Raw genomic sequence first — 26,299 nt, 5'->3', positions numbered from 1 at the left:
CTTTCGTCTGTTGCCAGTCTGAACTAAAGTCTTGTCAGAATCTCATAGCCTTCTTCCGTAATGGCGACGGTGTGTTCGTAATGAGCACAATTCTTCCCGTCAACCGTTACGACCGTCCATTTGTCCGCCAGGGTACGGACATAACGTTCGCCAGCATTCACCATCGGTTCAACTGCCAAAACCATTCCTGGTTTTAACCTAGGCCCTCTCCCCGGAGGACCGAAGTTCGGGATTTGCGGGTCCTCATGCAAATTGTGACCGATGCCATGACCGACATATTCACGTACAATCGTGAACCCTGCCGCTTCGGCATGGATTTGAATCGCATGAGAGATATCAGAGAGACGGGCACCGGGAACGATTTGTTCCAGGCCTTTGTAAAGCGACTCCTCTGTCACTCTCATCAAGCGCTTATCATCGTCGGAAATCTCACCGACTGCATAGGTCCACGCAGAGTCGCCGTGAAATCCTTCGAATAGAGCCCCGATATCAAGACTAATGATATCGCCTTCTTGCAGCGTCCGTTTGCCCGGTATGCCATGTACGAGTTCTTCATTGACTGAAGCACAGATACTACCTGAAAAGCCGCCGTAGCCTTTGAACGATGGTGCCGCACCTTTACTTCGAATAAAGGTTTCGGCTAGTTCATCAAGCTGTTTCGTCGTAACGCCCGGCTTTATTGCTTTGGCCAGCTCTTGGTGGGTTTGGGCGACGATCCGACCCGCCTCCCGCATCACATCAAGCTCCATTCTCGATTTCAGAATGATCATGCCGGGTTACCCTCGCAATAAACTTGCAATATCGGTGAACACCTTATCGATGTCCTGCTCACCATCAATTGTACGCAGAACACCAAGCCCTGTGTAGTAGTCAATCAATGGTTGCGTTTGTGCGATATTTACATCCAGTCGCTGTGTAACAACTTCCACCTTATCGTCTTCACGTTGGTACAGCTCGCCCTGATCTTTGTCGCACACGCCAGCAACTTGCGGCGGATTGAACAAAGTATGGTAGCTTGATCCGCAAACCTTGCAGATCCAACGTCCCGTGAGACGATCGATGAGCAGCTCACGACGTACATCAATATTGATAACGTGGTCAATCTCGCGCCCCATATCCTTCAGCGTGGCAGTAAGTGCCTCAGCCTGTGGAACAGTGCGTGGAAAACCATCGAGAAGAAAGCCTTTTGTGCAATCATCCTCTGTCAAACGTTCCCGCACGATGCCGATCACAATCTCATCCGGAACCAACAAGCCTTTATCCATGTAGGATTTGGCTTCTAATCCAAGCGCCGTTTCGTTCTTAACGGCAGCTCGGAAAATATCGCCGGTAGAAATATGCGGGATGTTAAAATCTTTTACGATCCGTTCAGCCTGTGTGCCTTTGCCGGCGCCAGGTAAACCCATCAGTATAATATTCACGTCCATCCCCCCGTCCATCTCTAAACAACCTTGGTCTATTTAATGAACCCTTTGTAGTGACGCTTAATCAACTGGCTCTCGATTTGCTTCATCGTATCCAGCACGACACCGATCACAATGAGAAGTGATGTACCGCCGATGTAAACCGACTGCGGTAACGATGCCAATGCGCTGAAGAAGAATGGCAATACCGAGATTGCTGTCAAGAAGAGCGCCCCGGCCAAAGTCAATCGGTTCAACGTACGTGTAATGAAGACCTCGGTGTTTTTGCCAGGTCGGATACCAGGAATGTAACCGCCATTTTTCCTCATGTTTTCTGCCAGCTGCACAGGGTTAATCTGTACAAACGTGTAGAAATACGTGAAGCCGATAATCAGGATGGCATACAGCGTCATACCTAATGGAGCCGTAACCTGGAAGTTATGATAAATCCAGTTTGCGATCCCTTCACCAGACGCATCTGCCCAAAAGCTAGCGATTGTGGACGGGAAAATTACCAATGAGATCGCGAAGATCACAGGGATAACGCCCGCCGAGTTAATCTTTAATGGAATGTGAGTCGATTGTCCGCCGAACATTTTACGACCGACAACACGCTTCGCATACTGTACAGGGATCTTACGAACACCCTGCTGCATAAAGATAACACCGACAATAATTCCGACAATAACCGCCAAAATTACAACCAATTTTACAATCGTAAAGAAGAGGTTAGCAGTCGGATCGGTAAATTGGGTTTGATAAATCGTCGCAATATGATTGTGGATATTGGCAACGATCCCGGCAACGATGATAATCGAAATCCCGTTCCCGATCCCTTTTTCCGTAATTTGCTCCCCGAGCCACATCAGGAAAGCAGTACCCGCTGTCAGCGTAACCGCAATCAGCGCATAGCTCCAAATGGAGGTGTCGGTCAGCAAACCTTTGTACATGTTATTGAAACCGTATGTCATCCCAACGGACTGGACAAAGCCGAGCACAACCGTAAAATAGCGAGTAACCTGCGCAATTTTACGACGTCCGACTTCACCCTCGCGTGCCCATTGCGTGAACTTCGGAACAACCTCCATGGAGAGAAGCTGCATGATGATCGAAGCAGTGATATACGGCATGATACCCATCGCAAAGATCGAGAAGTTCTTGATCGCTCCACCTGAAAAGGTGTTGAGCAGACCCAGCAAGTTGTTAGAAGCTGCACCTTGCTGTAGAAGTTCTACGTTTACGTTGGGTACTGGTACGAAGCTCCCAATTCGGAAGACGACAAGCATCAAAAGGGTAAAAACAACCTTTCGACGCAAGTCGCCTATCTTAAAAATGTTCGAGAGGCTCGCTAACATTAGATCACCTCGGTAGTTCCACCGACTTGAGCGATCTTTTCAGCAGCACTAGCAGAGAACTTGTGTGCTTTCACAGTCAATTTTGCAGTCAATTCGCCTGTTGCCAGAACTTTAACGCCATCGCGCAGAGCGCTGATTACGCCAGTTTCTTTCAACAGTTCCGGGGTAACTACCGTGCCGTCTTCAAAACGATTCAACGCATCGAGGCTGACGATTGCATACTCTTTGCGGCTGATGTTTGTGAAGCCTCGCTTAGGTAGACGACGGTACAATGGGTTTTGACCACCTTCAAAGCCCAAGCGTACACCACCACCGGAACGTGCGTTTTGACCTTTGTGACCTTTACCTGCAGTTTTACCAGTTCCGCTCGCGATACCGCGTCCGAGACGTTTACGTTCTTTACGGGAACCTTCTGCTGGTTTCAGTTCATGCAATTTCATAAGTCGCACCTCCTCACTGTTACAACTGTTTATGCTTCGATTTCTTTAACTTCAACGAGATGTTTCACTTTAAAGATCATACCGCGCATTGCCGCATTGTCTGGCTTAACAACGGTTTGGTGAATCTTACGAAGACCGAGTGCTTGAACTGTTGCTTGTTGATCAACAGTGCGACCAATCAGGCTGCGCTTGAGGGTGACTTGAAGAGATTTCGCCATGTTCAATTCCCTCCTTCTTAACCTAACAATTCGTCAACAGTCTTACCGCGCAACTTCGCGACATCTTCCGCTGTTTTCAGGCGGCCGAGGCCTTCCAGCGTTGCGTTGACCATGTTGATCGGATTGTTGGAACCTAAAGACTTACTCAAAACATCGCCTACTCCAGCCAATTCAAGAACCGCACGAACAGGGCCACCTGCGATTACACCAGTACCTTCAGCAGCTGGTTTAATCAACACACGACCTGCGCCAAAATGGCACAGAACTTGGTGTGGAACAGTTGTACCTTTCAGCGGAACGCGGATTAACTTCTTCTTAGCGTCATCAATTGCCTTACGAATCGCGTCTGGTACTTCTTGGGCTTTCCCCATACCAGCGCCTACGTGGCCGTTACGGTCGCCAACTACAACCAAAGCGCTGAAGCTCATACGGCGACCACCTTTAACCGTCTTAGCTACGCGGTTAACGGCGACTACTTTCTCTTCCAGCTCTAACTTGCTAGCGTCGATACGCATTCCTTTACCTCCTTGTGCAATGATTAGAATTGCAGACCAGCTTCACGTGCTGCGTCAGCAAGAGCTTTTACACGTCCGTGGTACAAATAACCACCGCGGTCGAAAACGACTTCAGTCAGTCCTTTGCCTGTAGCGCGTTGAGCGATCAGGGTACCTACTGCTGTAGCAGCTTCTACATTGCTACCGTTTTTCAAGCTCAGTTCTTTATCCAACGAAGATGCGGAGGCAATTGTTGCACCTGTTGCATCATCGATCAGTTGTGCATAGATGTGTTTGGATGAACGGAATACGTTCAAACGTGGGCGGAGCCCAGTACCTGTCAAGCGTTTACGGATACGCAGATGGCGTTTTTTCCGTGCTTTGTTTTTATCGCCTTTTGTAAACATCACGCGGCCTCCTTTCTCAAAAAACTACGCGGGTTATTTACCTTTTTTACCTTCTTTACGACGCACGATTTCGTTGCTGTATTTGATACCTTTGCCTTTGTATGGCTCAGGCTTACGCAGCGAACGGATTTCGGCAGCGATTTGACCTACACGCTCTTTATTGATACCTTTGATCACCAAAGTGGTTTGGTTAGGTACTTCGATTTCGATTCCCTCTTCAGGAGTAACCTCTACTGGGTGAGAGAAACCGAGAGACAAAGTAATACCATTGCCAGTTTTGGCAGCACGGTACCCGACGCCCACCAGTTCCAACGTACGGGTAAATCCTTCAGACACACCAGCCACCATATTTGCAACAAGTGCGCGAGTCGTACCGTGCAAGGAACGATGAAGTTTGTTGTCGCTAGGGCGCTCAACGTTAACTTCGTTCTCAACAATATTGATTTTGATATCTGGATGGAAAGTACGAACCAGAGTACCCTTAGGGCCTGTTACCGTCAGCTCAGAACCATTCAGGCTGAGTGTAACGCCTGCAGGGACCGCTATCGGTTTTCTACCGACACGAGACATGTCTTGCACCTCCTGGATTATCTAAAAACATTACCAAACGTAAGCGAGTACTTCTCCACCTACGTGTGTTTGACGAGCTTGTTTGTCAGTCATCAATCCAGCAGAAGTGGAGATGATCGCCAAACCGAGTCCGCCCAAAACGCGAGGAATTTCGTTGTTTTTCGCATATACGCGAAGCCCAGGCTTACTGATGCGTTTCAAACCTGTAATTACGCGCTCGTTGTTCGCGCCGTATTTCAGGAACACACGGATGATGCCTTGCTTGTTATCTTCAACGAATTCAGCATCGCGGATGAAACCTTCTTCTTTCAAAACGCGAGCGATTTCCTTTTTGATTGTGGATGCAGGGATCTCAACTTTCTCCATACGCACCATGTTGGCGTTACGGATACGAGTTAGCATATCTGCAATTGGGTCAGTCATAACCATGAGAATAAACCTCCTTCCCGTCTAAATTACCAGCTTGCTTTCTTCACGCCTGGAATTTGGCCTTTGTATGCCAGTTCACGGAAACAAATACGGCACAGCTTAAATTTGCGAAGAACGGAATGCGGACGGCCGCAACGTTCGCAACGAGTGTATGCTTGAACAGCAAATTTAGGCTTTCTTTGCTGTTTGACGATCATTGATTTTTTTGCCACGTTTTTCCCTCCTAACGATAGGGTTTATTTACGGAATGGCATACCCATCTGCGTCAACAGTTCGCGACTTTCCTCGTCTGTTTTTGCAGACGTTACGATTACGATATCCATACCACGAACTTTATCGATCTTATCGTACTCAACCTCAGGGAAGATGAGCTGCTCTTTCAAACCGAGCGTGTAGTTACCGCGACCGTCAAATGCTTTCGAGGAAATTCCACGGAAGTCACGTACGCGTGGCAGGGACACGTTCATCAGTTTGTCGAGGAAGTGGTACATACGCTCGCCGCGCAGTGTCACTTTCGCACCGATAGGCATATCTTCACGCAATTTGAAACCTGCGATGGATTTCTTCGCACGGGTAACCACTGGTTTTTGACCAGAGATCAGTTGCAAATCTTCCAGAGCTGTATCCAATGCTTTGGAGTTAGCTACCGCTTCACCAACACCCATGTTGATGATGATTTTTTCAACTTTTGGTACCTGCATAACAGAAGCGTAGTTAAACTTCGCCACCAAAGAAGGTACGATTTCTTGCGTATATTTCTCTTTCAATCTTGTCGCCATTTAGGACATCCTCCTTTCCGACCTGACTACTTGTCAATTGTTTCGCCAGATTTTTTTGCAACCCGAACTTTTTGACCGTTATCCAGTACTTTGTACCCGATACGAGTAGCAGTGCCGGACTTTGGATCGATATGAGCAACGTTGGATACATGGATCGGCGCTTCTTGCGTTACAATGCCGCCTTGCGGATTGGTTTGCGAAGGGCGAGTATGCTTTTTGATCAAGTTCACGCCTTCAACCAGAACGCGATCCTTTTTCGGATAAGCAGCCAACACACGACCTTTTTTACCTTTATCTTTACCGGAGATTACGATAATGGTATCGCCTTTTTTAACGTGCATCGCTTGGTGCACCTCCTATCGAAGAAACTACAACACTAACGGCTCTTAGAGTACTTCTGGAGCCAAGGAGATAATTTTCATGAAATCTTTATCACGGAGCTCACGAGCAACCGGTCCAAAGATACGAGTTCCGCGTGGAGATTGATCTTCTTTGATAATCACCGCTGCGTTCTCATCAAAACGGATGTAAGAACCGTCGTTACGACGTACGCCGCTTGCGCTACGAACGATAACAGCTTTAACGACTTGACCTTTCTTGACAACGCCGCCGGGTGTAGCGGTTTTTACGGAGCACACGATAACATCACCGATGTTAGCCGTCTTGCGACCGGAACCACCCAGCACCTTGATGCACATAAGTTCTTTCGCGCCGGAGTTGTCGGCAACAGCCAGTCTCGTTTGAGTTTGGATCACTTATAGTCCCTCCTTTCGGATTTTCTCATCCGAAATCTTACTTATACGATAACTGCCTCTTGGACGATTTTAACCAAACGGAATCGTTTATCTTTCGAGAGTGGACGAGTTTCCATGATCTCTACGATATCACCGATTTTAGCCGTGTTGTTTTCGTCATGAGCCTTGAATTTCTTCGAATACTTTACACGTTTACCGTACAATGGATGCTTTTTGTAGGTCTCAACCAGTACCACGATGGTTTTATCCATTTTGTCGGATACTACGCGACCTTGCACCGATCTACGAGCGTTGCGTTCTGCGGTCATCGTTTCAACCTCCTTCCTTAAATTAGCCGATTCCTAATTCTCTCTGGCGCAGGATGGTCTTCGCGCATGCGATGTCCTTACGCACCAGTTTGATACGAGAGGTGTTCTCCAGTTGACCGGTAGCCAATTGGAAACGAAGGTTGAACAGCTCCTCTTTCAAGGAAGCGATGTTTTGCTCGATTTCGGCAGTGGTCAAGTTACGGAATTCATTAGCCTTCATGTGCGTCACCACCCACTTCTTCGCGCTTCACGAACTTGCATTTGATCGGCAGTTTGTGCATTGCAAGACGCATAGCTTCGCGCGCTACTTCTTCAGATACACCAGCAATTTCAAACATGATCTTGCCAGGTTTAACAACAGCTACCCATTTCTCAGGAGAACCTTTACCGGAACCCATCCGAACTTCCAATGGCTTTTGCGTGATTGGTTTATCAGGGAAGATCTTGATCCATACTTTACCGCCACGGCGCATATAGCGAGTCATCGCGATACGAGCGGATTCGATCTGGCGGTTGGTTACCCAAGAGGGTTCAAGAGCTTGTAAACCGTATTCACCAAACGCCAAGGTAGTGCCGCCTTTTGCGTTACCGGTCATGCGACCACGGTGTTGCTTACGGTGTTTTACGCGTTTAGGTACTAACATGTTTACTTGCCTCCTTCCTGAGCTTCAGCATTCTTTCTCGTAGGAAGCACTTCACCACGGTAGATCCACACTTTTACGCCAATACGGCCATAAGTAGTGTGAGCTTCTGCAGTTCCGTAGTCAATATCAGCACGCAGTGTGTGAAGCGGAACTGTACCTTCGCTGTAACCTTCGGAACGAGCGATATCTGCTCCACCCAAACGGCCGGCAACCAGCGTTTTGATACCTTTCGCGCCTGCACGCAGGGAGCGAGTGATGGTTTGTTTTTGTGCTCTACGGAAAGAAATGCGGTTTTCCAATTGACGAGCGATATTTTCAGCTACCAAAGTAGCATCCAAATCAGGTTTTTTCACTTCATTGATGTTGATGTGAACGCGTTTGCCAGTCATTTCACTCAGGGTTTTGCGGAGGTTTTCAACCTCAGCTCCACCTTTACCAATTACCATGCCAGGCTTAGCGGTGTGAATCGATACGTTTACGCGATTTGCAGCGCGTTCGATTTCGATAGTAGATACAGCTGCGTCTTTCAGACGGCCTTTTACATACTTGCGGATGCGAATATCTTCATGCAACAGTGTTGCGAAATCTTTGTCTGCGTACCACTTGGATTCCCAGTCGCGGATAACGCCGATGCGAAGACCTACCGGGCTTACCTTTTGACCCACACGTAATCCCTCCTTTAGCTATTATTTCTCGTTTAGTACCACCGTTACGTGGCTAGTGCGTTTATGGATACGGCTAGCGCGTCCCATAGCACGCGGACGGAAACGTTTCAAGGTTGGACCTTGATCAACGAACACTTGACCTACCACCAGGCTGTTAATGTCCATTTCGAAGTTATGCTCTGCATTGGCAATCGCAGACTTCAAAACTTTTTCCACAACTGGGGAAGCGGCCTTTGGCGTATGCTTGAGAATCGCCAAAGCCTCACCCACTTGCTTGCCTCTAATCAGATCAACAACCAGTCGAACTTTACGAGGAGCAATGCGAATGTAGCGAGCAATCGCTTTGGATTCCATGATTGTACCTCCTCTCTACTGAAGAGAAAATTAGCGCTTCTTGGATTTCTTGTCGTTATCTACGTGACCTTTAAAGGTACGTGTTGGAGCGAATTCGCCCAACTTGTGACCTACCATGTCCTCTGTCACGTAAACCGGTACGTGCTTACGGCCATCATAAACCGCAAACGTGTGACCGATAAAGTCAGGGAAGATTGTAGAACGGCGCGACCACGTTTTTACAACGCGTTTTTCGCTTTTCTCGTTCAAAACCTCAACCTTTTTCATCAAATGGTCATCAACGAAAGGGCCCTTTTTCAAGCTGCGTCCCATACGTTAACCTCCCTTCGCATTCATGAGTTCGGTTATGCGTTCATCCTACCTTACTTTTTACGGCGGCGGACGATGTATTGATTGCTCTTATTCTTTTTCTTACGGGTTTTGAGACCCAATGTTGGTTTACCCCAAGGAGTAACTGGTGCTTTACGTCCGATAGGAGCGCGACCTTCACCACCACCGTGCGGGTGATCATTCGGGTTCATTACGCTACCGCGTACAGTTGGACGAATACCCAACCAACGGGAACGACCAGCTTTACCAATGTTGAGCAACTCATGATCCGGGTTACCCACTTGACCGATTGTTGCGCGGCACTCTTTGTGGAAACGACGGATTTCACCAGATCCCAGACGAACGATTACGAAATCGCCATCGCGACCCAGCAATTGAGCTTCTACACCAGCAGCGCGAGCGATTTGTCCGCCTTTGCCAGGTTTCAACTCGATGTTATGGATGGTAGTACCAACTGGAATGTTTTCCAATGGCAACGCGTTACCTGTTTTGATGTCCGCATCTGCGCCGGAGAAGATTTGATCTCCTACTTTAAGGCCGAGTGGAGCCAGGATGTAACGTTTTTCACCATCTGCATAGTTGATCAGAGCGATGTTAGCAGAACGGTTTGGATCGTACTCGATCGTTGCAACGCGACCTGCGATACCATCTTTGTTACGTTTGAAGTCAATAATGCGATATTTACGCTTATGACCGCCACCTTGATGACGAACGGTGATTCTACCTTGGTTGTTGCGACCAGCATTTTTGTTAAGTGGCGCTAACAGAGATTTCTCCGGGGTGGAGGTTGTGATCTCTTCAAATGTAGAAACCGTCATTTGGCGACGACCAGGAGAAGTTGGTTTAAACTTTTTGATACCCATTTAATTTCCCTCCTTATCGGTAGTCGTCGAGGTTATACGCCTTCGTAGAATTCCAGCTCTTTGCTGTCAGCAGTCAATGTTACGATTGCTTTTTTCCACTCGGAAGTATATCCGGAATATTTACCGTAGCGTTTTGGTTTCGCAGGAACACGAACTGTGTTAACTGCAGCCACTTTCACGCCGAATACTTTCTCAACGGCTTGTTTAACTTCGGTTTTGTTGGCTTTAAGAGGTACTTCGAAAACGTACTTCTTATCTGCCATCATGTCAGTGGTGCGCTCCGTAATGATAGGGCGCTTGATTACATCATGAAGGCTCTTCATTAGGCGAGCACCTCCTCTACTTTCGCAACCGCTTCTTTGGTTACGATCACTTTGTCATGCGCTACCAGATCCAGAACGTTAACGCCTGCAGCATCAACAAACTTAGCACCTGGGATGTTACGAGCGGAAAGAGCTACGTTTTGATCATACTCGGAAGTAACGATCAGAACTTTGCGATCCACTTTCAAGCTGTTCAGTACAATTGCCATATCCTTGGTCTTAGGAGCAGCCAAGCTCAATGCATCGAGTACGAACAGTTCGTTGTTTTGCACTTTAGAAGACAGAGCGGATTTCAGAGCCAGACGACGCACTTTACGGTTCAGTTTGTAACCGTATTTGCGTGGAGTTGGTCCGAATACAACGCCACCGCCTTTCCATTGTGGAGCACGGATAGAGCCTTGACGGGCACGACCTGTACCTTTTTGTTTCCAAGGTTTACGTCCACCACCAGCAACTTCCGAACGGTTTTTCACGTCATGAGTACCTTGACGTTGGGACGCTTGTTGCATAACGATTGCATCGAACAGTACAGCTTCGTTTGGCTCGATACCAAAAACGCTGTCTGCCAATTCAATCTCACCAACTTGCGCTCCCGTTTGGTTATAAAGAGCTACTTTTGGCATGTCAGTTCCTCCTTTCTTACTTGCTCTTAACAGCCGTACGAACGACTACCAAGCTGTTCTTTGGTCCAGGAATAGATCCTTTTACCAAGATAAGATTGCGGTCAGTGTCGACTTTCACGACTTCAAGATTTTGAATCGTTACGTTGTCGCCACCCATTTGACCAGGCAAAGTTTGACCTTTGAAAACGCGGCCAGGGTTGATAGAACCGAGGGAACCAGGACCACGATGGTAACGCGAACCGTGAGCCATAGGACCGCGAGATTGGTTATGACGCTTGATCGCACCAGCGAATCCTTTACCTTTGGTTACGCCTGCAACGTCGACGATTTCTCCTTCGGCGAATACATCAGCTTTCAACTCTTGACCAACCTCATAACCAGCGAGGTCTACACCGCGAATTTCGCGAACGAAGCGCTTAGGAGCCGTATTGGCTTTAGCTGCATGACCTTTTTCAGGTTTGTTCGCGCGGTGATCTTTTTTGTCTTCAAAGCCGAGCTGGATCGCTTCATAGCCATCGTTATCAGCATCTTTCTTTTGAAGAACAACGCACGGACCAGCTTCGATTACAGTTACAGCGATCGCTGTGCCGTTCGGTGCGAATACCTGAGTCATGCCCAGTTTCTTCCCTAAGATTCCTTTGGTCATTATTGCCACCTCCTGTGAATAATTCGTAAACAATATCGTTTACATGTGTTGATTGTAATCAGTGTTGTATCAAGTCCCTACCGATGCGCAGGGGTGCAGTTACGGGAATTGCTGAAGAATTTGCGATTACAGCGGGCTTGTCAAGACAACGCCTGCGTGTGTGTCGCATTTTCCTATTTACAGTTTGATTTCGATATCTACACCAGAAGGCAGATCCAGACGCATCAGAGCATCAACTGTTTGTGGTGTTGGATTCAAAATATCGATCAGACGCTTATGTGTGCGCATTTCGAATTGTTCGCGAGAATCCTTGTACTTGTGTACCGCACGCAGGATTGTGTAAACCGCTTTTTCGGTAGGAAGTGGAATTGGTCCGGAAACATTTGCACCGGAACGTTTCGCAGTATCTACGATTTTCTCAGCAGATTGATCGAGGATTTTGTGATCATACGCTTTGAGACGGATACGAATCTTTTGTTTTGCCATTTTAGTCCCTCCTTTTTCGCCCATTTTATAACGGACATTTCTCCGTGGAAATATCCTGAACCCCAGCCATGGCAAAGGGGCCGGGTGTGTCAGCAACCTCCCACATCATCGCAAGTCCATGACCAACATTCACTATTGTACTAAAAACAGATAGGCAACGCAAGTTTTTTTAATCAAGAATCTAAATTCCTTTTTCTTCATCTATAATAGACTTGTTTTGCGTCCGATAAACCACTCGATGCCACTAGCTATTTTACAACAAACGCGGTACAGTTTCCTTAGCAAAGAAAGGAGAAATGACGATGCCTGAAATCATCGGCAATCCCTACGACATGATCGGCGGGGCTCCAACGGTCGCGCGATTAGTCGATGTCTTTTATGACTATGTCCAACAAGACCCGCACCTGTCCCCTATCTTCCCGGATGATTTGACCGAGACAAAAGCGAAACAATATAAATTCCTCACACAGTTTCTCGGTGGACCGACCTTATATAATGATGAATACGGTCATCCCATGCTACGAGCAAGGCATATGCCTTTTCCCATTACGCCAAAGCGCGCAGAGGCTTGGCTGTCCTGCATGAACGCAGCCATGGACACGATCGGACTTGAGGGCCACGTGCGCCATGCGATTTTTGAACGACTGACATTAACGGCTCATCATATGGTGAATCGCTGGGAAAACGAAAATGAAAAAGCGAAGGACTAATCCTTCGCTTTTTCTATTTTACCAACGGTGCTGTTTTACTTCCGCTTGTGTGCACCGCATGGATGACCTGACTGTCCCTTTCCGCTTGTGGCTGCTTAATTCCCAAGTATACCCCCGCTACAATTAGGACGACCGCCACCCCGTGCACCCACTGCAATTGTTCGCCTAACAGGATCGCAGCAAAGATTAGGCTCGCAAACGGCATACCATTCAAAAAGATCGCTGTTCTACTTGCACCTAATCGACGGATCCCGTAGTTCCATCCTAATGCGCCGAGACCAGTCGCGAAAATACCAGATGCTAAAATGACCAACCATGTGAAGGGTTCCGTATTAATAGAAGATATGACGCTCCAAGGATAAATGATTGCCGCAATCACCCAAAGCAAAACCGCTGCGATGATTTGTGAATATACCGTGATCATAATGGTTGGAACTCCGTGTTTTGCAGCTGCACGGATCACCAGTCCTCCCAACACATAGGAGATCATCGAGAAAAACACCAATGCGTCTCCCCAACCACTTAAACCGACCTGCCCATTCTCCCGCGATAACACAACAAGCAGCACACCACCAAATCCGAGTAGCACACCAAGTAGCTTGCGACCAGTTAATTTTTCACCCAAAAGCGGAACCGCCAGCAAAGATGTTACCAACGGATTCAACCCGAGCAGCAATGATGTATTCCCCGCTGTTGTTGAGGTGATCCCATTAGCGAGCAGCGTTTGGTGGAACACGATCGAGAATAATGCTGCGCCAATAATCAATAACCAGCCCTTTGCTCCAATGGCCACTTTTTCCTTTTGCCAATAAATCACTGGTACCAAAACGAGTGCTGCCACTGTCATTCGTATCGCCGCAATCAGCACCGGCGGAAAAAATGATAGATATTTGACCATCACCACGTTCAAGCCCCAAATCGCAATCACGCCGACAAGCAAGCCGTACACATACTTCTCTCTACCCATTTTCACATCGCCTTTTTTCGAAAAACGTACTTTCGTTTTTCGGTAATGTTCGTTCCGGTAGGGGATTCTTTCCCCTGTTGCATTACGTATTGTAGCACGGACCCGACCATTACAGCATTGAATCATTTTGATAAGTATGATGTAAGTTTTCGATTAAACGCCATCTCCAATTCAAAATAAAAAACCCGGCAGCCTTTGACAGCTGTCGGGTTTTGGGAAAAGCAATTATTCAACGATAGAAGCTACTACGCCTGCACCTACAGTACGGCCACCCTCACGGATAGCGAAACGAGTACCTTGCTCCATCGCAACTTTGGAGATCAGTTCTACTGTGAACTCAGTGTTGTCGCCTGGCATTACCATTTCAACGCCTTCTGGCAATTGGATGATACCAGTTACGTCAGTTGTACGGAAGTAGAATTGTGGACGGTAGTTAGCGAAGAAAGGAGTGTGACGGCCGCCCTCTTCTTTGGACAGAACGTAAACTTCTGCTTTGAATTTGGAGTAAGGCTTAACGGAACCTGGTTTCGCCAAGCATTGTCCGCGCTCGATGTCTTTACGCTCAACACCGCGCAGCAGTGCGCCTACGTTGTCACCAGCTTGAGCTTGATCCAGCAATTTGCGGAACATCTCTACGCCAGTTACAGTTGTTGTGCGAGTTTCTTCAGCCAGACCAACGATTTCTACTTGGTCACCGACTTTAACGATACCGCGCTCAACGCGACCAGTAGCAACTGTACCACGACCAGTGATCGTGAACACGTCCTCTACAGGCATCAAGAAAGGTTTGTCAGTTGCACGCTCAGGAGTTGGGATGTAGCTGTCAACAGCGTCCATCAGTTCAACTACTTTTTGTGCCCACTCACCAGTTGGGTTGTCAAGGGCTTCTTTAGCGGAACCTTTTACTACTGGAATGTCGTCACCTGGGAACTCATATTGAGACAGCAGGTCACGGATTTCCATTTCAACCAGTTCCAACAACTCTTCATCGTCAACCATGTCGCATTTGTTCATGAATACAACGATGTAAGGAACGCCTACTTGGCGGGACAGCAGGATGTGTTCGCGAGTTTGCGGCATTGGGCCGTCAGCTGCGGATACAACCAGGATAGCGCCGTCCATTTGAGCAGCACCAGTGATCATGTTTTTAACATAGTCAGCATGGCCTGGGCAGTCTACGTGAGCGTAGTGACGGTTGTCAGTTTCGTACTCAACGTGTGCAGTGTTGATTGTGATACCGCGCTCTTTTTCTTCAGGCGCAGCGTCGATGCTTGCATAGTTCATAGCTTTTGCTTTACCGGATTGCGCCAATACAGTTGTGATAGCAGCAGTCAGGGTAGTTTTACCATGGTCAACGTGGCCAATTGTACCGATATTTACGTGCGGTTTATTACGTTCAAACTTTTCTTTTCCCATGAGAGTTTAATCCTCCTCAAAAAATGAAATTGAGTAAGTATATAGATTGGAAAGGTCTACTCAACCAAGGATATTGATCCAAGCTATATTGTAAACCTTTCCTACTTTAAGATAAAGGGGTCAAACATTAAGAAGCTATTCGCCTTTGGATTTCTTGATGATCTCTTCAGCGATGAACTTCGGTACTTCTTCATAGTGGTGAATTTCCATGGAGTAAGTTCCGCGACCTTGGGTACGGGAACGCAATACTGTGGAATAACCGAACATCTCGGACAATGGTACCATCGAACGGATTACTTGTGTGTTTGCACGAGCTTCCATACCTTCGATGCGACCACGGCGGGAGTTCAAGTCACCCATAACATCGCCCATGTAGTCTTCAGGCACTTGTACTTCAACTTTCATGATTGGCTCAAGTAGAACCGCGCCACATTTCTTCGCAGCTTCTTTCAGCGCCAAGGAACCAGCCACTTTAAACGCCATCTCAGAGGAGTCAACGTCATGGTAGCTACCATCAACTACTGTTGCTTTGATATCTACAAGCGGGAAGCCTGCGAGAACACCATTTTTCATGGATTCTTCAATACCAGCTTGAACAGCAGGGATGTATTCTCTCGGTACTACGCCACCCACGATTTTGTTTTCGAATACAAAACCTTGACCAGCTTCCAATGGAGCGAACTCAACCCAAACGTGACCGTATTGACCACGACCGCCGGACTGACGGACGAATTTACCTTCAACCTTAGCAGGCTGACGGAAAGTTTCGCGGTATGCTACTTGCGGAGCACCTACGTTTGCTTCTACTTTGAATTCACGTTTCATACGGTCAACGATGATTTCCAAGTGAAGCTCACCCATACCGGAGATGATTGTTTGACCAGTCTCTTCGTCGGTATGTGTTCTGAACGTTGGATCCTCTTCCGCCAGTTTGGAAAGAGCGATACCCATCTTGTCTTGGTCCGCTTTGGACTTAGGCTCGATGGCAACAGAGATAACTGGTTCTGGGAACACCATGGACTCCAGAATAACCGGAGCTTTCTCGTCGCAGAGTGTATCACCTGTTGTTGTATCTTTCAAACCTACAGCAGACGCAATGTCACCGGAGTAAACCGTAGTGATTTCTTCGCGGTGGTTTGCGTGCATTTGCAGGATACGACCTACACGCTCACGTTTACCTTTTGTAGAGTTCAATACATAAGAACCGGAGTTCAATGTACCGGAGTAAACGCGGAAGAATGTCAATTTACCAACGTAAGGGTCGGTCATGATTTTGAACGCAAGCGCAGAGAATGGTGCGCTGTCGTCAGATTCACGGACAGTTTCTTCTTCAGTATCTGGCAGAGTACCTTTGATTGCAGGGATATCGATTGGAGCTGGCAGGTAATCTACAACTGCGTCCAGCATTGGCTGAACACCTTTGTTGCGGTAAGAAGAACCGCACAGTACCGGTACCAATGTTACAGCGATTGTCCCTTTGCGGATAGCTGTTTTGATCTCTTCGATCGTCAGCTCTTCGCCTTCCAGGTACTTCATCATCAGCTCTTCATCTTGCTCAGCAGCTGCTTCAACAAGCTTCAAGCGAAGTTCTTCGCATTTTTCTTTCAGATCTTCTGGGATTTCTGTAGCAACAGAAGTTTTACCCAGGTCATCGGTGTAGATGATAGCTTTCATCTCGACCAAATCAACCAAACCTTTGTAGTTGTCTTCCGCACCGATAGGGTATTGGATTGCAACCGGGTTAGCACCTAGGCGGTTTTTGATTTGTTCCAGACACATATCGAAGTTAGCACCGATGATGTCCATTTTGTTTACGTAGCAGATACGCGGTACGCCGTAACGGTCAGCTTGACGCCAAACTGTTTCCGTTTGCGGTTCCACGCCACCTTTTGCGTCAAAAACGGTAACTGCACCATCAAGTACGCGCAGGGAACGCTCTACCTCAACGGTAAAGTCTACGTGACCTGGTGTATCGATGATGTTGATGCGGTGACCATCCCATTGAGCAGTAGTAGCAGCGGAAGTAATCGTGATACCGCGCTCTTGTTCCTGTTCCATCCAGTCCATGGTAGCTGCACCTTCGTGCACCTGACCAATTTTGTGAACGCGACCGGTGTAGAAGAGAATACGTTCGGTAGTAGTGGTCTTACCAGCATCGATATGAGCCATGATACCGATATTACGCGTATTCGCTAAAGAGAACTCGCGAGCCATTAGGTATGCTCCTTCCATACTCGTATGTGAGAATAGGCAAAAAACGGTCGAGACCGTTTTTTGCTAAAAGCAAGCGGTCACATTCAAATTCCACAAGAGACGCCGAAACGTTTCTTGTGGAATAAAAGCGGATCGCCTGCGTTGGATTCTACCAACGATAGTGCGCGAACGCTTTGTTGGCTTCAGCCATTTTGTGAGTGTCTTCGCGTTTTTTCACGGCTGCGCCAGTGTTGTTGGCTGCATCCAAGATTTCGTTCGCGAGACGCAGTTCCATCGTCTTCTCACCGCGGTTGCGGGAGTAGTTAACCAACCAACGCAGACCGAGCGTCGTACGGCGCTCAGGTTTTACTTCGATTGGAACTTGATAGTTAGCACCACCGACACGGCGAGCTTTAACTTCCAGAACTGGCATAATGTTTTTCAGAGCTTCTTCAAACACTTCCATCGGATTGCGACCTGTGCGCTCCTGGATGATGTTGAATGCACTGTAAAGCAGATTTTGTGCTGTACCGCGTTTACCATCCAACATGAGACGGTTGATCAAACGAGTAACCAACTTGCTGTTATGAATTGGATCTGGCAATACGTCGCGGCGCGTAACTGGACCTTTGCGTGGCATCTTGTTCCCTCCTTCTTTGATTGATGTTTAGCTAATCAGATCGCTAACCGATCTTTGATCTTATTTTTTCTTTGTTGCTGCAGCTGCTTGACCTGGTTTTGGACGTTTCGTACCATATTTGGAACGACCTTGTTTACGGTTGTTCACACCAGCTGTGTCAAGCGCACCACGAACGATGTGGTAACGTACCCCTGGCAAGTCTTTTACACGACCGCCACGTACGAGTACGACGCTATGCTCCTGCAGGTTGTGGCCGATACCGCCGATGTAGGCAGTAACCTCGATACCGTTAGTCAAACGTACACGAGCGTATTTACGCAACGCGGAGTTTGGTTTTTTCGGTGTCATTGTACCCACACGAGTGCACACACCACGTTTTTGAGGCGAGCTTTGGTTCGTTTGGGACTTCTTGAAGCTGTTGTATCCTTTTTGGAGAGCAGGAGACTTCGACTTCACGATTTTGTCTTCGCGACCTTTGCGAACAAGTTGGTTCATTGTAGGCATATTTGTACCTCCTTCCTGATTTCCTTCATTCAAGACCACAGATCCAGGTGAGTCATTTTTGGTCAAATAGAAAGTCTTTGTCGGACAAGCTGCACGCGCACCTTATCAACAAAAACATTGTTAACCGTTTTTCTTGATCGCAGCTGATGCTGCGCCTACCTCAATACCACATGCTTTGCCGAGGCGCCGCATGGAATCGACGGTAATGACTGGAACACCCTTCTCTTTGCATAGGTTAGCAATCTTTTGAGTCAAACGTTTTTCCGCATCCTTGGCTATATAAACTTCCTCAGCTTTGTCAGCTTCAATCGTTTTGATCGTTTGGTTAATCCCAATTGCTAACTCTTTTGCCCGCTCTACTTTTTCATAAGACATGATTCTCATATCCTCCAAAGCAAAGAATATCAGGCGCACTTGAACATCTTATCAGCTTTATAGGCTAATGTCAACACATTATCAAAAAGAAATTTTGCAAGGTGTTCATTCTCCTATGAGAAGAACACCTTGCAACTCTATCTTTTCTAGCCTGATTACGATTCGATCGCAGTTACTGCTTCACGTTCGCTCTCGGACTGACCATTCACACCAGCTTCATAGTCAGCCAGCGTTTGCACGCTTGTGTTGCGGTAACGGGACATACCTGTTCCGGCTGGAACCAGTTTTCCGATAATGACGTTCTCTTTCAGACCCAGCAGTTTGTCGACTTTGCCTTTGATTGCAGCATCGGTCAACACGCGAGTGGTTTCCTGGAAGGAAGCCGCGGAAAGGAACGAGTCTGTCTCGAGAGATGCTTTGGTAATACCGAGCAGTACAGGGCGGCCGACAGCAGGACTACGACCTTCCATGAGAACTTTGGCGTTGGCCAATTCGAACTCATTTACTTCCACAAAGGATCCTGGCAGCAAATCGGTTTCACCGCTGTCCTGTACACGGATTTTACGCAGCATCTGACGAATCATTACCTCAACGTGCTTATCGTTAATTTCTACCCCTTGCATACGGTACACTTTTTGTACTTCTTGCAGGATGTAGTTGGATACGCCACGCATGCCGCGAACTTTAAGCATTTCTTTCGGGTCAACAGAACCCTCGGTCAGCTCATCACCCGCATTTAGCTTGGCACCGACGCTTACTTTGATACGCGAACCATATGGCGCAGGGTATACCTTGTTCTCTGCGTCACCGCGGACTTCGACCTCACGACGGTCTTTACCTTCACGGATATCAACGACTTCACCATCGATTTCCGTGATAACCGCTTGACCTTTCGGGTTGCGCGCCTCAAACAACTCTTGAATACGCGGCAAACCTTGCGTGATATCGTCTCCAGCTACCCCACCGGTATGGAACGTACGCATGGTCAGCTGTGTACCAGGCTCACCGATCGATTGTGCCGCGATGATACCGACAGCTTCCCCGATCTCCACTTCCGCACCTGTCGCCAGGTTGCGTCCATAGCAACGTTTGCACACCCCGTGGCTGGTACGGCAAGACAGAACGTTACGGATGTAAACATCCGTGATGCCCAAACGAGTCAGCTCTTCGGTCATTTCTTCAGTGATTTCTTCATTGCGATGAATCAGGATTTCTCCTGTTTCCGGATGGCGAACCGTCTCAAAGCACGTACGTCCGATCAAACGGTCAGCCAGTTTTTCAATTTCTTCCTTACCGTCGCGAATAGCCGTAACGCGAATCCCTTTATCCGTACCGCAATCGATATCGCGCACAATGACGTCCTGTGCTACGTCAACCAGACGACGAGTCAAGTAACCCGAGTCAGCTGTACGCAGTGCCGTATCCGCCAAACCTTTACGCGCACCATGCGTAGAGATAAAGTATTCCAATACCGTCAGACCTTCACGGAAGTTGGACTTGATCGGCAACTCGATAATTCGTCCAGTTGGGTTCGCCATGAGACCGCGCATACCGGCCAGCTGGGTGATCTGCGATACGTTACCGCGGGCACCGGAGTTGGCCATCATGAAGATCGCATTAAACTTATCCATGGATTTCATCAATACATCGGTTACTTGATCTTTCGCTTTGGACCAGATGGAAATGACGCGGTCATAGCGCTCATCATCTGTGATCAGACCACGGCGATATTGTTGCATAACCTTCGCAACGTCTTCATCCGCTTTCGCGAGAATTTCCTTTTTCTTCTCCGGCACAACGATATCATGTACGGCAATCGTGATACCGGCTTTTGTTGAATAGGTAAAGCCCAGTTCCTTGATTTTGTCCAAGATCACCGATGTGAACATCGTGCCGAAACGGCGGAAGCACTCGGAGATGATGGTGCCAAGGAAGCCTTTCTTCACTGCACTGTTCTCAGGAAGAGCCTTCACAAATGCTTTGACGTCAGCACCTTTCTCAAAGATAAAGAACTCGTCGGACACTTGTGTTTGCAGGTTGGACTTGCTTGGTGTATTGATGAACGGCAGCTCTGGGGGGAAGATCTCATTGAAGATGATTTTCCCTACAGTTGTTACCAGCAGTGCGTCCAGTTGTTTTTCCGTAAACGATGTTTTGCCCAATTTCTTCGGAGGAATCGCGATGCGCGTATGCAAGCCGATAAAGCCGTTTTGATAAGCTGCAATCGCATCAGGAGCATCACGATAAACGCTACCCTCGCCTTTGTCGCCTTCGCGCTCAAGCGTCAGATAGTAAGAACCGAGCACCATGTCCTGGGACGGAGTTACAACCGGTTTACCATCTTTCGGGTTCAGGATGTTTTGCGCAGCCAGCATCAGGATGCGGGCTTCCGCTTGTGCTTCAGCAGAGAGAGGCACGTGAACGGCCATTTGGTCACCGTCGAAGTCAGCGTTATACGCTGTACATACGAGCGGGTGCAAACGGATCGCGCGGCCCTCGACCAGGATCGGTTCGAATGCCTGAATACCCAAACGGTGAAGGGTAGGAGCGCGGTTGAGAAGCACCGGATGTTCGCGGATGACTTCTTCCAATACGTCCCAAACTTCAGGCTGCACGCGTTCTACTTTGCGTTTTGCACTCTTGATGTTGTGAGCAAGACCTTTTGCGACGAGTTCTTTCATCACGAAAGGTTTGAACAGCTCCAACGCCATTTCTTTCGGCAAGCCGCATTGGTACATTTTCAGGTTCGGTCCGACAACGATTACGGAACGACCGGAGTAGTCAACGCGTTTACCCAGCAGGTTTTGACGGAAACGACCTTGTTTCCCTTTCAACATGTGGCTGAGCGATTTCAACGGACGGTTACCTGGTCCAGTTACTGGACGGCCACGACGACCGTTGTCGATCAGCGCATCCACAGCTTCCTGCAGCATACGTTTTTCATTTTGTACGATAATATCAGGCGCTCCCAGCTCCAACAGGCGCTTCAAGCGGTTATTACGGTTGATTACGCGGCGGTACAGGTCATTCAGGTCGGAGGTTGCGAAACGTCCGCCGTCCAGCTGTACCATCGGACGCAATTCAGGTGGGATTACCGGCAATACATCCAGCACCATCCAATCAGGACGGTTGCCGGAGTTGCGGAATGCCTCGAGTACTTCCAGGCGCTTGATCGCACGGTTGCGACGTTGCCCCTGGGAAGTTTTGAGGTCTTCTTTCAGGAAATCCACTTCTTTATCCAAATCGATTTCAGCGAGCAGACGCTTGATTGCTTCTGCCCCCATCATCGCTTGGAACGAGTAGCCGTATTTCTCGCGATAGTTACGGTACTCTTTTTCAGACAAGAGTTGTTTTTTATCCAAAGGTGTGTCGCCAGCATCCGTTACGACATAAGAAGCAAAATAGATAACTTCTTCCAGCGAACGAGGCGACATGTCAAGCACGAGGCCCATACGGCTAGGAATACCTTTGAAATACCAGATGTGCGATACAGGAGCCGCCAGTTCGATGTGACCCATACGCTCACGACGAACTTTGGCGCGTGTAACCTCCACTCCGCATCGATCGCAGACTACGCCTTTGTAGCGAACGCGCTTGTATTTACCGCAATGGCACTCCCAGTCCTTCGTTGGACCGAAGATGCGCTCGCAGAACAAACCGTCCTTCTCTGGTTTCAGTGTACGATAGTTGATTGTCTCCGGCTTTTTAACCTCACCGAATGACCAAGAGCGAATCTTGTCCGGCGATGCCAGACCGATCTTCATATATTCAAAGTTATTTACATCTATCACAGGGCACTACCTCCCTTTGCAACGGAATCTTACTCTTCTTCCATACTTCCTGTTTCGAGTACGAGATTCAGTTTTTCACCTGTTCCTTCGTCCTCTTCATCAATCTCACGCATTTCGATTTCCTTCTCATCACCGGACAAGATCTTGACGTCCATACCCAAGCTTTGCAGTTCCTTGATCAATACTTTGAAGGACTCTGGAACGCCTGGCTCTGGAACGTTTTCGCCTTTTACGATGGCTTCATAGGTCTTCACGCGACCCACCACGTCATCCGATTTGACAGTAAGAATTTCCTGCAAGGTATAAGCGGCCCCGTATGCTTCGAGCGCCCAAACCTCCATCTCCCCGAAACGCTGACCACCGAACTGCGCTTTACCGCCCAGTGGCTGCTGCGTAACGAGCGAGTATGGTCCAGTAGAACGCGCATGGATCTTGTCATCAACCAAGTGAGCCAATTTCAGCATGTACACGCAACCTACCGTTACCCGACGATCAAACGGTTCACCTGTCCGACCGTCAAACAGCAACGTTTTACCATCGCGGTCCAAACCTGCTTCATCCAGCGTCTTGAAGACATCCTCTTGGTGCGCACCGTCAAATACCGGTGTAGAAACGTGGATGCCCAAGACCTTGGCAGCCATGCCCAAGTGAGTCTCAAGAACCTGACCGATGTTCATCCGCGACGGAACGCCCAACGGGTTCAATACGATCTCAACAGGAGAGCCATCTGGCAGGAATGGCATATCTTCCTCAGCCATGATCCGGGCGATAACCCCTTTGTTACCATGGCGTCCGGCCATTTTGTCGCCGACGGAGATTTTACGTTTTTGTGCAATATAGACACGTACCAGCTGGTTTACGCCAGGTGGCAATTCATCACCGTTGTCACGGGTAAATACTTTCACGTCCACGATGATACCGGAACCGCCATGTGGCACACGCAGGGAAGTATCGCGCACTTCGCGCGCCTTCTCACCAAAGATCGCATGCAACAGACGCTCTTCCGCAGTCAACTCGGTTACACCTTTAGGTGTTACTTTACCAACCAGAATATCGCCGTCTTGAATTTCCGCACCGATGCGAACGATACCGCGCTCATCGAGGTTTTTCAGAGCGTCCTCACCCACGTTTGGAATGTCACGGGTAATTTCTTCTGGCCCCAGCTTGGTGTCGCGCGCTTCTGACTCATATTCTTCGATGTGAATCGAGGTGTAGACATCGTCTTTCACCAGTTTTTCACTGAGCAAAATCGCATCTTCGTAGTTGTAACCTTCCCACGTCATAAACGCGACGATAACGTTGCGTCCAAGGGCCAATTCGCCCTTCTCAGTGGATGGTCCATCCCCAATAATATCGCCCGGCACGATCCAGTCGCCTGCTTTAACGATTGGGCGTTGGTTGATACACGTTCCTTGGTTGGAACGAATGAATTTGTGCAATTTATATCTATCCAGATCGCCTGCGATTTTTTTGCCGTCGATTTCCTTGTAACGACGCACCAAAATTTCACGGGCAGTAACCTTTTCTACTTGGCCAGGCCATTTCGCAACGATCGCAACACCGGAGTCTTGCGCCGCTTTGTGTTCCATACCTGTACCTACGAATGGCGCCTGCGGAATCAACAGTGGAACCGCTTGACGCTGCATGTTCGAACCCATCAGCGCGCGGTTGGCGTCATCGTTCTCAAGGAACGGAATCAACGCTGTCGCAACGGATACAACCTGTTTTGGCGAAACGTCCATGTAGTCTACCTTGTCGCGAGGTACGCTTAACGGCTCACCTTTACGACGGCAGATAACCATCTCATTCACGTAGAAGCCATCTTCAGTCAATGGCTGGTTCGCTTGCGCCACGTTATAGACATCTTCCTCGTCAGCCGTCAGGTATTCAACTTCATTGAGTACACGACCGGTTTCCGCGTCGATTTTACGGCGAGGCGTTTCGATAAAGCCATAGTCATTGATACGCGCAAAGGAAGACAACGAGTTGATCAACCCGATGTTCGGACCCTCTGGCGTTTCAATTGGACACATACGGCCATAGTGAGAGTGGTGAACGTCGCGCACTTCAAAGCCAGCGCGCTCACGAGTCAAACCACCTGGTCCGAGTGCAGACAGACGGCGTTTGTGCGTCAATTCAGCAAGCGGGTTGGTTTGGTCCATGAACTGGGAAAGCTGCGAGCTACCGAAGAATTCCTTGATCGATGCAATAACCGGACGGATATTGATCAAGGCTTGCGGCGTGATTTGGTTTTGGTCCTGGATCGACATACGCTCGCGCACAACGCGTTCCATACGAGACAAACCGATGCGGAATTGATTCTGCAGCAGTTCACCAACGGAACGGAGGCGGCGGTTACCCAAGTGGTCGATATCGTCTGTCGTACCCACTCCGTGGAGCAGGTCGATAAAGTAGTTGATAGCCGACACGATATCCGCTGGCGTGATGTTTTTAATCGTTTTTTCTACATTGCCGTTTCCGATGACTTTAATCACTTTGCCATCTTCATTCGGAGAGAAAATATTGATGGATTGCAGGCGCACAGCCTCTTCTTCCAAGACGCCACCATGCGTGCGCACATCAATATAGCCCACGCTTTCTTCCAGCATCGGCAAAATACGATCAAGCAGACGGCGATCGATGATTTGACCTGCTTCCGCAATGATCTCGCCTGTATTCGTGTCCACAAGCGTTTCAGCCAAGCGCTGGTTGTACAAGCGATTTTTGATATGCAGCTTTTTGTTCATTTTATAACGACCTACAGATGCCAGATCGTAACGTTTTGGATCAAAGAAACGGGACACCAACAAGCTTTTCGCATTGTCAACTGTTGGCGGTTCGCCCGGACGCAGACGCTCGTAGATTTCAATGAGCGCTTTCTCGGTCGAATCGGTGTTGTCTTTTTCCAACGTATTTTTGATATATTCATCCTCACCCAGCAGCTGGAGGATCTCCACATCGGAACCAAAGCCTAATGCACGCAAAAGAACCGTCACCGGAATTTTACGCGTACGGTCGATACGGACATAGACGATATCTTTGGCGTCCGTCTCGAGCTCAAGCCAAGCTCCGCGATTCGGGATCACCGTAGCTGTGTAAGTTTGCTTACCATTTTTGTCCATCTTATTGTTATAATAAACACTAGGAGAACGAACAAGCTGGCTGACGATTACACGTTCCGCTCCATTAATGACAAAGGTACCGGTTTCAGTCATCAGTGGGAAATCACCCATGAAGACTTCCTGTTCCTTCACTTCGCCTGTTTCCTTGTTCAACAAGCGGACTTTCACACGAAGTGGAGCCGCAAATGTAACGTCGCGTTCTTTTGATTCATCCACATCGTATTTCGGCTCACCCAAGCTGTAGTCAATGAACTCCAGAACTAGGTTGCCCGTGAAGTCTTGAATAGGCGAAATATCTTGGAACATTTCGCGCAGACCTTCATCCAAGAACCATTGGTAGGACTTTTGCTGAATCTCAATCAAATTAGGTAGACCCAGCACCTCGTTAATACGTGAATACGTACGACGCTGGCGGTGTCGGCCGCACTGAATCAGATTACCTGCCAACTCATTCACCCCTCATGTCTGTGTTACATGAAAAACGCAAAA

General features: G+C 48.3%; 33 protein-coding genes. 1 reads left to right on the top strand and 32 read right to left on the bottom strand.

Annotated features, from left to right (window positions below; translation table 11 throughout):
* Positions 1-23 precede the first annotated feature (23 nt).
* The 24 genes from map to rpsJ form a co-directional block, all read right to left on the bottom strand.
* Positions 24-770, bottom strand: coding sequence for a type I methionyl aminopeptidase (gene map / locus EDM56_RS30125; protein WP_122921626.1), 747 nt, complete (start codon positions 768-770; stop codon positions 24-26).
* Between the two features lie 6 nt (positions 771-776).
* Positions 777-1,421: an adenylate kinase gene (locus EDM56_RS30120; protein WP_122921647.1), complete on the bottom strand. Its 645-nt coding sequence runs from the start codon at positions 1,419-1,421 to the stop codon at positions 777-779.
* A 35-nt stretch (positions 1,422-1,456) separates the two neighbouring features.
* On the bottom strand, positions 1,457-2,758 hold the full coding sequence (gene secY, locus EDM56_RS30115; RefSeq protein ID WP_122921624.1) for a preprotein translocase subunit SecY: 1,302 nt from the start codon (positions 2,756-2,758) through the stop codon (positions 1,457-1,459).
* Positions 2,758-3,198: a 50S ribosomal protein L15 gene (gene rplO / locus EDM56_RS30110; protein ID WP_122921623.1), complete on the bottom strand. Its 441-nt coding sequence runs from the start codon at positions 3,196-3,198 to the stop codon at positions 2,758-2,760. Before rplO ends, secY begins: the two co-directional genes overlap by 1 nt.
* 29 nt (positions 3,199-3,227) lie before the next feature.
* The gene (rpmD, locus tag EDM56_RS30105) at positions 3,228-3,416 is read right to left on the bottom strand and encodes a 50S ribosomal protein L30 (RefSeq protein WP_122921622.1); all 189 of its coding nucleotides are present in this window, start codon (positions 3,414-3,416) and stop codon (positions 3,228-3,230) included.
* Positions 3,417-3,433: 17 nt separating this feature from the next.
* Complete coding sequence (rpsE, locus tag EDM56_RS30100; RefSeq protein WP_122921621.1) at positions 3,434-3,931, bottom strand: 30S ribosomal protein S5; 498 nt, start codon at positions 3,929-3,931, stop codon at positions 3,434-3,436.
* A gap of 23 nt (positions 3,932-3,954) precedes the next feature.
* A complete protein-coding gene (gene rplR, locus EDM56_RS30095; RefSeq protein WP_122921620.1) occupies positions 3,955-4,317 on the bottom strand; it encodes a 50S ribosomal protein L18 in 363 nt (120 codons plus the stop codon).
* Between the two features lie 33 nt (positions 4,318-4,350).
* Positions 4,351-4,887, bottom strand: a complete 537-nt coding sequence (gene rplF / locus EDM56_RS30090) for a 50S ribosomal protein L6 (protein WP_122921619.1) — start codon at positions 4,885-4,887, stop codon at positions 4,351-4,353.
* 30 nt (positions 4,888-4,917) lie between these two features.
* The gene (rpsH, locus tag EDM56_RS30085) at positions 4,918-5,316 is read right to left on the bottom strand and encodes a 30S ribosomal protein S8 (protein ID WP_122921618.1); all 399 of its coding nucleotides are present in this window, start codon (positions 5,314-5,316) and stop codon (positions 4,918-4,920) included.
* A 26-nt stretch (positions 5,317-5,342) separates the two neighbouring features.
* Positions 5,343-5,528 carry a type Z 30S ribosomal protein S14 gene (locus tag EDM56_RS30080; protein WP_122921617.1) on the bottom strand — a complete coding sequence of 62 codons (186 nt, stop codon included), beginning with the start codon at positions 5,526-5,528 and terminating at the stop codon, positions 5,343-5,345.
* Between the two features lie 24 nt (positions 5,529-5,552).
* Complete coding sequence (gene rplE, locus EDM56_RS30075) at positions 5,553-6,095, bottom strand: 50S ribosomal protein L5 (protein ID WP_122921616.1); 543 nt, start codon at positions 6,093-6,095, stop codon at positions 5,553-5,555.
* A gap of 26 nt (positions 6,096-6,121) precedes the next feature.
* The gene (gene rplX / locus EDM56_RS30070; RefSeq protein ID WP_122921615.1) at positions 6,122-6,436 is read right to left on the bottom strand and encodes a 50S ribosomal protein L24; all 315 of its coding nucleotides are present in this window, start codon (positions 6,434-6,436) and stop codon (positions 6,122-6,124) included.
* Positions 6,437-6,481: 45 nt separating this feature from the next.
* On the bottom strand, positions 6,482-6,850 hold the full coding sequence (gene rplN / locus EDM56_RS30065) for a 50S ribosomal protein L14 (protein WP_122921614.1): 369 nt from the start codon (positions 6,848-6,850) through the stop codon (positions 6,482-6,484).
* Positions 6,851-6,891: 41 nt separating this feature from the next.
* Positions 6,892-7,158, bottom strand: a complete 267-nt coding sequence (gene rpsQ / locus EDM56_RS30060; protein WP_122921613.1) for a 30S ribosomal protein S17 — start codon at positions 7,156-7,158, stop codon at positions 6,892-6,894.
* A 22-nt stretch (positions 7,159-7,180) separates the two neighbouring features.
* Positions 7,181-7,378 carry a 50S ribosomal protein L29 gene (rpmC, locus tag EDM56_RS30055; RefSeq protein ID WP_122921611.1) on the bottom strand — a complete coding sequence of 66 codons (198 nt, stop codon included), beginning with the start codon at positions 7,376-7,378 and terminating at the stop codon, positions 7,181-7,183.
* Positions 7,368-7,802, bottom strand: coding sequence for a 50S ribosomal protein L16 (gene rplP / locus EDM56_RS30050; RefSeq protein WP_122921610.1), 435 nt, complete (start codon positions 7,800-7,802; stop codon positions 7,368-7,370). Before rplP ends, rpmC begins: the two co-directional genes overlap by 11 nt.
* A gap of 2 nt (positions 7,803-7,804) precedes the next feature.
* Entirely contained in the window at positions 7,805-8,467 is a 663-nt protein-coding gene (rpsC, locus tag EDM56_RS30045; protein ID WP_122921609.1) for a 30S ribosomal protein S3, read from the bottom strand.
* Between the two features lie 21 nt (positions 8,468-8,488).
* Positions 8,489-8,821, bottom strand: a complete 333-nt coding sequence (gene rplV / locus EDM56_RS30040; RefSeq protein WP_122921607.1) for a 50S ribosomal protein L22 — start codon at positions 8,819-8,821, stop codon at positions 8,489-8,491.
* Between the two features lie 30 nt (positions 8,822-8,851).
* A complete protein-coding gene (rpsS, locus tag EDM56_RS30035; RefSeq protein ID WP_122921606.1) occupies positions 8,852-9,133 on the bottom strand; it encodes a 30S ribosomal protein S19 in 282 nt (93 codons plus the stop codon).
* Between the two features lie 50 nt (positions 9,134-9,183).
* Positions 9,184-10,014 carry a 50S ribosomal protein L2 gene (gene rplB / locus EDM56_RS30030; protein WP_122921605.1) on the bottom strand — a complete coding sequence of 277 codons (831 nt, stop codon included), beginning with the start codon at positions 10,012-10,014 and terminating at the stop codon, positions 9,184-9,186.
* A gap of 32 nt (positions 10,015-10,046) precedes the next feature.
* Positions 10,047-10,337 (bottom strand): 50S ribosomal protein L23, encoded by a 291-nt coding sequence (gene rplW / locus EDM56_RS30025; RefSeq protein ID WP_122921604.1) that lies wholly within the window; start codon positions 10,335-10,337, stop codon positions 10,047-10,049.
* Positions 10,337-10,960 carry a 50S ribosomal protein L4 gene (gene rplD / locus EDM56_RS30020; RefSeq protein WP_122921603.1) on the bottom strand — a complete coding sequence of 208 codons (624 nt, stop codon included), beginning with the start codon at positions 10,958-10,960 and terminating at the stop codon, positions 10,337-10,339. The genes rplW and rplD overlap by 1 nt, the downstream gene beginning before the upstream one ends.
* A gap of 16 nt (positions 10,961-10,976) precedes the next feature.
* The gene (rplC, locus tag EDM56_RS30015; RefSeq protein WP_122921602.1) at positions 10,977-11,606 is read right to left on the bottom strand and encodes a 50S ribosomal protein L3; all 630 of its coding nucleotides are present in this window, start codon (positions 11,604-11,606) and stop codon (positions 10,977-10,979) included.
* A gap of 177 nt (positions 11,607-11,783) precedes the next feature.
* Complete coding sequence (gene rpsJ / locus EDM56_RS30010) at positions 11,784-12,092, bottom strand: 30S ribosomal protein S10 (RefSeq protein ID WP_005828858.1); 309 nt, start codon at positions 12,090-12,092, stop codon at positions 11,784-11,786.
* 302 nt (positions 12,093-12,394) lie between these two features.
* Between rpsJ and EDM56_RS30000 the strand changes: the two genes are divergently transcribed.
* Entirely contained in the window at positions 12,395-12,802 is a 408-nt protein-coding gene (locus EDM56_RS30000; protein WP_122921601.1) for a globin domain-containing protein, read from the top strand.
* A gap of 13 nt (positions 12,803-12,815) precedes the next feature.
* Here EDM56_RS30000 and EDM56_RS29995 read toward each other — a convergent pair whose 3' ends face one another.
* The 8 genes from EDM56_RS29995 to rpoB all read right to left on the bottom strand — a co-directional run bounded on the left by EDM56_RS29995 (position 12,816) and on the right by rpoB (position 26,257).
* The gene (locus tag EDM56_RS29995; RefSeq protein WP_122921600.1) at positions 12,816-13,769 is read right to left on the bottom strand and encodes a DMT family transporter; all 954 of its coding nucleotides are present in this window, start codon (positions 13,767-13,769) and stop codon (positions 12,816-12,818) included.
* Positions 13,770-13,994: 225 nt separating this feature from the next.
* Positions 13,995-15,185, bottom strand: coding sequence for an elongation factor Tu (gene tuf / locus EDM56_RS29990; protein WP_122921598.1), 1,191 nt, complete (start codon positions 15,183-15,185; stop codon positions 13,995-13,997).
* A 135-nt stretch (positions 15,186-15,320) separates the two neighbouring features.
* The gene (gene fusA / locus EDM56_RS29985; protein ID WP_122921597.1) at positions 15,321-17,399 is read right to left on the bottom strand and encodes an elongation factor G; all 2,079 of its coding nucleotides are present in this window, start codon (positions 17,397-17,399) and stop codon (positions 15,321-15,323) included.
* 148 nt (positions 17,400-17,547) lie between these two features.
* Complete coding sequence (rpsG, locus tag EDM56_RS29980; RefSeq protein ID WP_122921596.1) at positions 17,548-18,018, bottom strand: 30S ribosomal protein S7; 471 nt, start codon at positions 18,016-18,018, stop codon at positions 17,548-17,550.
* A 60-nt stretch (positions 18,019-18,078) separates the two neighbouring features.
* Positions 18,079-18,522: a 30S ribosomal protein S12 gene (gene rpsL, locus EDM56_RS29975; protein WP_122921595.1), complete on the bottom strand. Its 444-nt coding sequence runs from the start codon at positions 18,520-18,522 to the stop codon at positions 18,079-18,081.
* 120 nt (positions 18,523-18,642) lie between these two features.
* Positions 18,643-18,897 (bottom strand): 50S ribosomal protein L7ae-like protein, encoded by a 255-nt coding sequence (locus EDM56_RS29970; protein WP_122921594.1) that lies wholly within the window; start codon positions 18,895-18,897, stop codon positions 18,643-18,645.
* A 155-nt stretch (positions 18,898-19,052) separates the two neighbouring features.
* On the bottom strand, positions 19,053-22,688 hold the full coding sequence (gene rpoC, locus EDM56_RS29965; RefSeq protein WP_122921593.1) for a DNA-directed RNA polymerase subunit beta': 3,636 nt from the start codon (positions 22,686-22,688) through the stop codon (positions 19,053-19,055).
* Positions 22,689-22,717: 29 nt separating this feature from the next.
* Positions 22,718-26,257 (bottom strand): DNA-directed RNA polymerase subunit beta, encoded by a 3,540-nt coding sequence (gene rpoB, locus EDM56_RS29960; RefSeq protein WP_122921592.1) that lies wholly within the window; start codon positions 26,255-26,257, stop codon positions 22,718-22,720.
* Positions 26,258-26,299 lie beyond the last annotated feature (42 nt).

It is taken from the genome of Brevibacillus fluminis, from assembly GCF_003710825.1.
Classification (GTDB): Bacteria; Bacillota; Bacilli; order Brevibacillales; family Brevibacillaceae; genus Brevibacillus_D; species Brevibacillus_D fluminis.
Note: the sequence above shows the minus strand (reverse complement) of the source record. Positions and strands in the feature narration are given on the sequence as shown.

Excerpts from the sequence above, each read along its gene's own strand:
- tuf (WP_122921598.1), bottom strand. The coding sequence starts at position 15,185 with ATGGGAAAAGAAAAGTTTGAACGTAATAAACCGCACGTAAATATCGGT.
- fusA (WP_122921597.1), bottom strand. The coding sequence starts at position 17,399 with ATGGCTCGCGAGTTCTCTTTAGCGAATACGCGTAATATCGGTATCATG.
- EDM56_RS30000 (WP_122921601.1), top strand. The coding sequence starts at position 12,395 with ATGCCTGAAATCATCGGCAATCCCTACGACATGATCGGCGGGGCTCCA.
- rpmD (WP_122921622.1), bottom strand. The coding sequence starts at position 3,416 with ATGGCGAAATCTCTTCAAGTCACCCTCAAGCGCAGCCTGATTGGTCGC.
- EDM56_RS29995 (WP_122921600.1), bottom strand. The coding sequence starts at position 13,769 with ATGGGTAGAGAGAAGTATGTGTACGGCTTGCTTGTCGGCGTGATTGCG.
- rpsS (WP_122921606.1), bottom strand. The coding sequence starts at position 9,133 with ATGGGACGCAGCTTGAAAAAGGGCCCTTTCGTTGATGACCATTTGATG.
- secY (WP_122921624.1), bottom strand. The coding sequence starts at position 2,758 with ATGTTAGCGAGCCTCTCGAACATTTTTAAGATAGGCGACTTGCGTCGA.
- rpsL (WP_122921595.1), bottom strand. The coding sequence starts at position 18,522 with ATGCCTACAATGAACCAACTTGTTCGCAAAGGTCGCGAAGACAAAATC.
- rpsH (WP_122921618.1), bottom strand. The coding sequence starts at position 5,316 with ATGGTTATGACTGACCCAATTGCAGATATGCTAACTCGTATCCGTAAC.
- rpsQ (WP_122921613.1), bottom strand. The coding sequence starts at position 7,158 with ATGACCGCAGAACGCAACGCTCGTAGATCGGTGCAAGGTCGCGTAGTA.
- rpsE (WP_122921621.1), bottom strand. The coding sequence starts at position 3,931 with ATGCGTATCGACGCTAGCAAGTTAGAGCTGGAAGAGAAAGTAGTCGCC.
- rpmC (WP_122921611.1), bottom strand. The coding sequence starts at position 7,378 with ATGAAGGCTAATGAATTCCGTAACTTGACCACTGCCGAAATCGAGCAA.
- rplE (WP_122921616.1), bottom strand. The coding sequence starts at position 6,095 with ATGGCGACAAGATTGAAAGAGAAATATACGCAAGAAATCGTACCTTCT.
- rplF (WP_122921619.1), bottom strand. The coding sequence starts at position 4,887 with ATGTCTCGTGTCGGTAGAAAACCGATAGCGGTCCCTGCAGGCGTTACA.
- rplD (WP_122921603.1), bottom strand. The coding sequence starts at position 10,960 with ATGCCAAAAGTAGCTCTTTATAACCAAACGGGAGCGCAAGTTGGTGAG.
- rplR (WP_122921620.1), bottom strand. The coding sequence starts at position 4,317 with ATGTTTACAAAAGGCGATAAAAACAAAGCACGGAAAAAACGCCATCTG.
- rplP (WP_122921610.1), bottom strand. The coding sequence starts at position 7,802 with ATGTTAGTACCTAAACGCGTAAAACACCGTAAGCAACACCGTGGTCGC.
- rplC (WP_122921602.1), bottom strand. The coding sequence starts at position 11,606 with ATGACCAAAGGAATCTTAGGGAAGAAACTGGGCATGACTCAGGTATTC.
- rplW (WP_122921604.1), bottom strand. The coding sequence starts at position 10,337 with ATGAAGAGCCTTCATGATGTAATCAAGCGCCCTATCATTACGGAGCGC.
- map (WP_122921626.1), bottom strand. The coding sequence starts at position 770 with ATGATCATTCTGAAATCGAGAATGGAGCTTGATGTGATGCGGGAGGCG.
- rplO (WP_122921623.1), bottom strand. The coding sequence starts at position 3,198 with ATGAAATTGCATGAACTGAAACCAGCAGAAGGTTCCCGTAAAGAACGT.
- rplX (WP_122921615.1), bottom strand. The coding sequence starts at position 6,436 with ATGCACGTTAAAAAAGGCGATACCATTATCGTAATCTCCGGTAAAGAT.
- EDM56_RS29970 (WP_122921594.1), bottom strand. The coding sequence starts at position 18,897 with ATGTCTTATGAAAAAGTAGAGCGGGCAAAAGAGTTAGCAATTGGGATT.
- rpsJ (WP_005828858.1), bottom strand. The coding sequence starts at position 12,092 with ATGGCAAAACAAAAGATTCGTATCCGTCTCAAAGCGTATGATCACAAA.
- rpsG (WP_122921596.1), bottom strand. The coding sequence starts at position 18,018 with ATGCCACGCAAAGGTCCAGTTACGCGCCGCGACGTATTGCCAGATCCA.
- rplB (WP_122921605.1), bottom strand. The coding sequence starts at position 10,014 with ATGGGTATCAAAAAGTTTAAACCAACTTCTCCTGGTCGTCGCCAAATG.
- rplV (WP_122921607.1), bottom strand. The coding sequence starts at position 8,821 with ATGGAATCCAAAGCGATTGCTCGCTACATTCGCATTGCTCCTCGTAAA.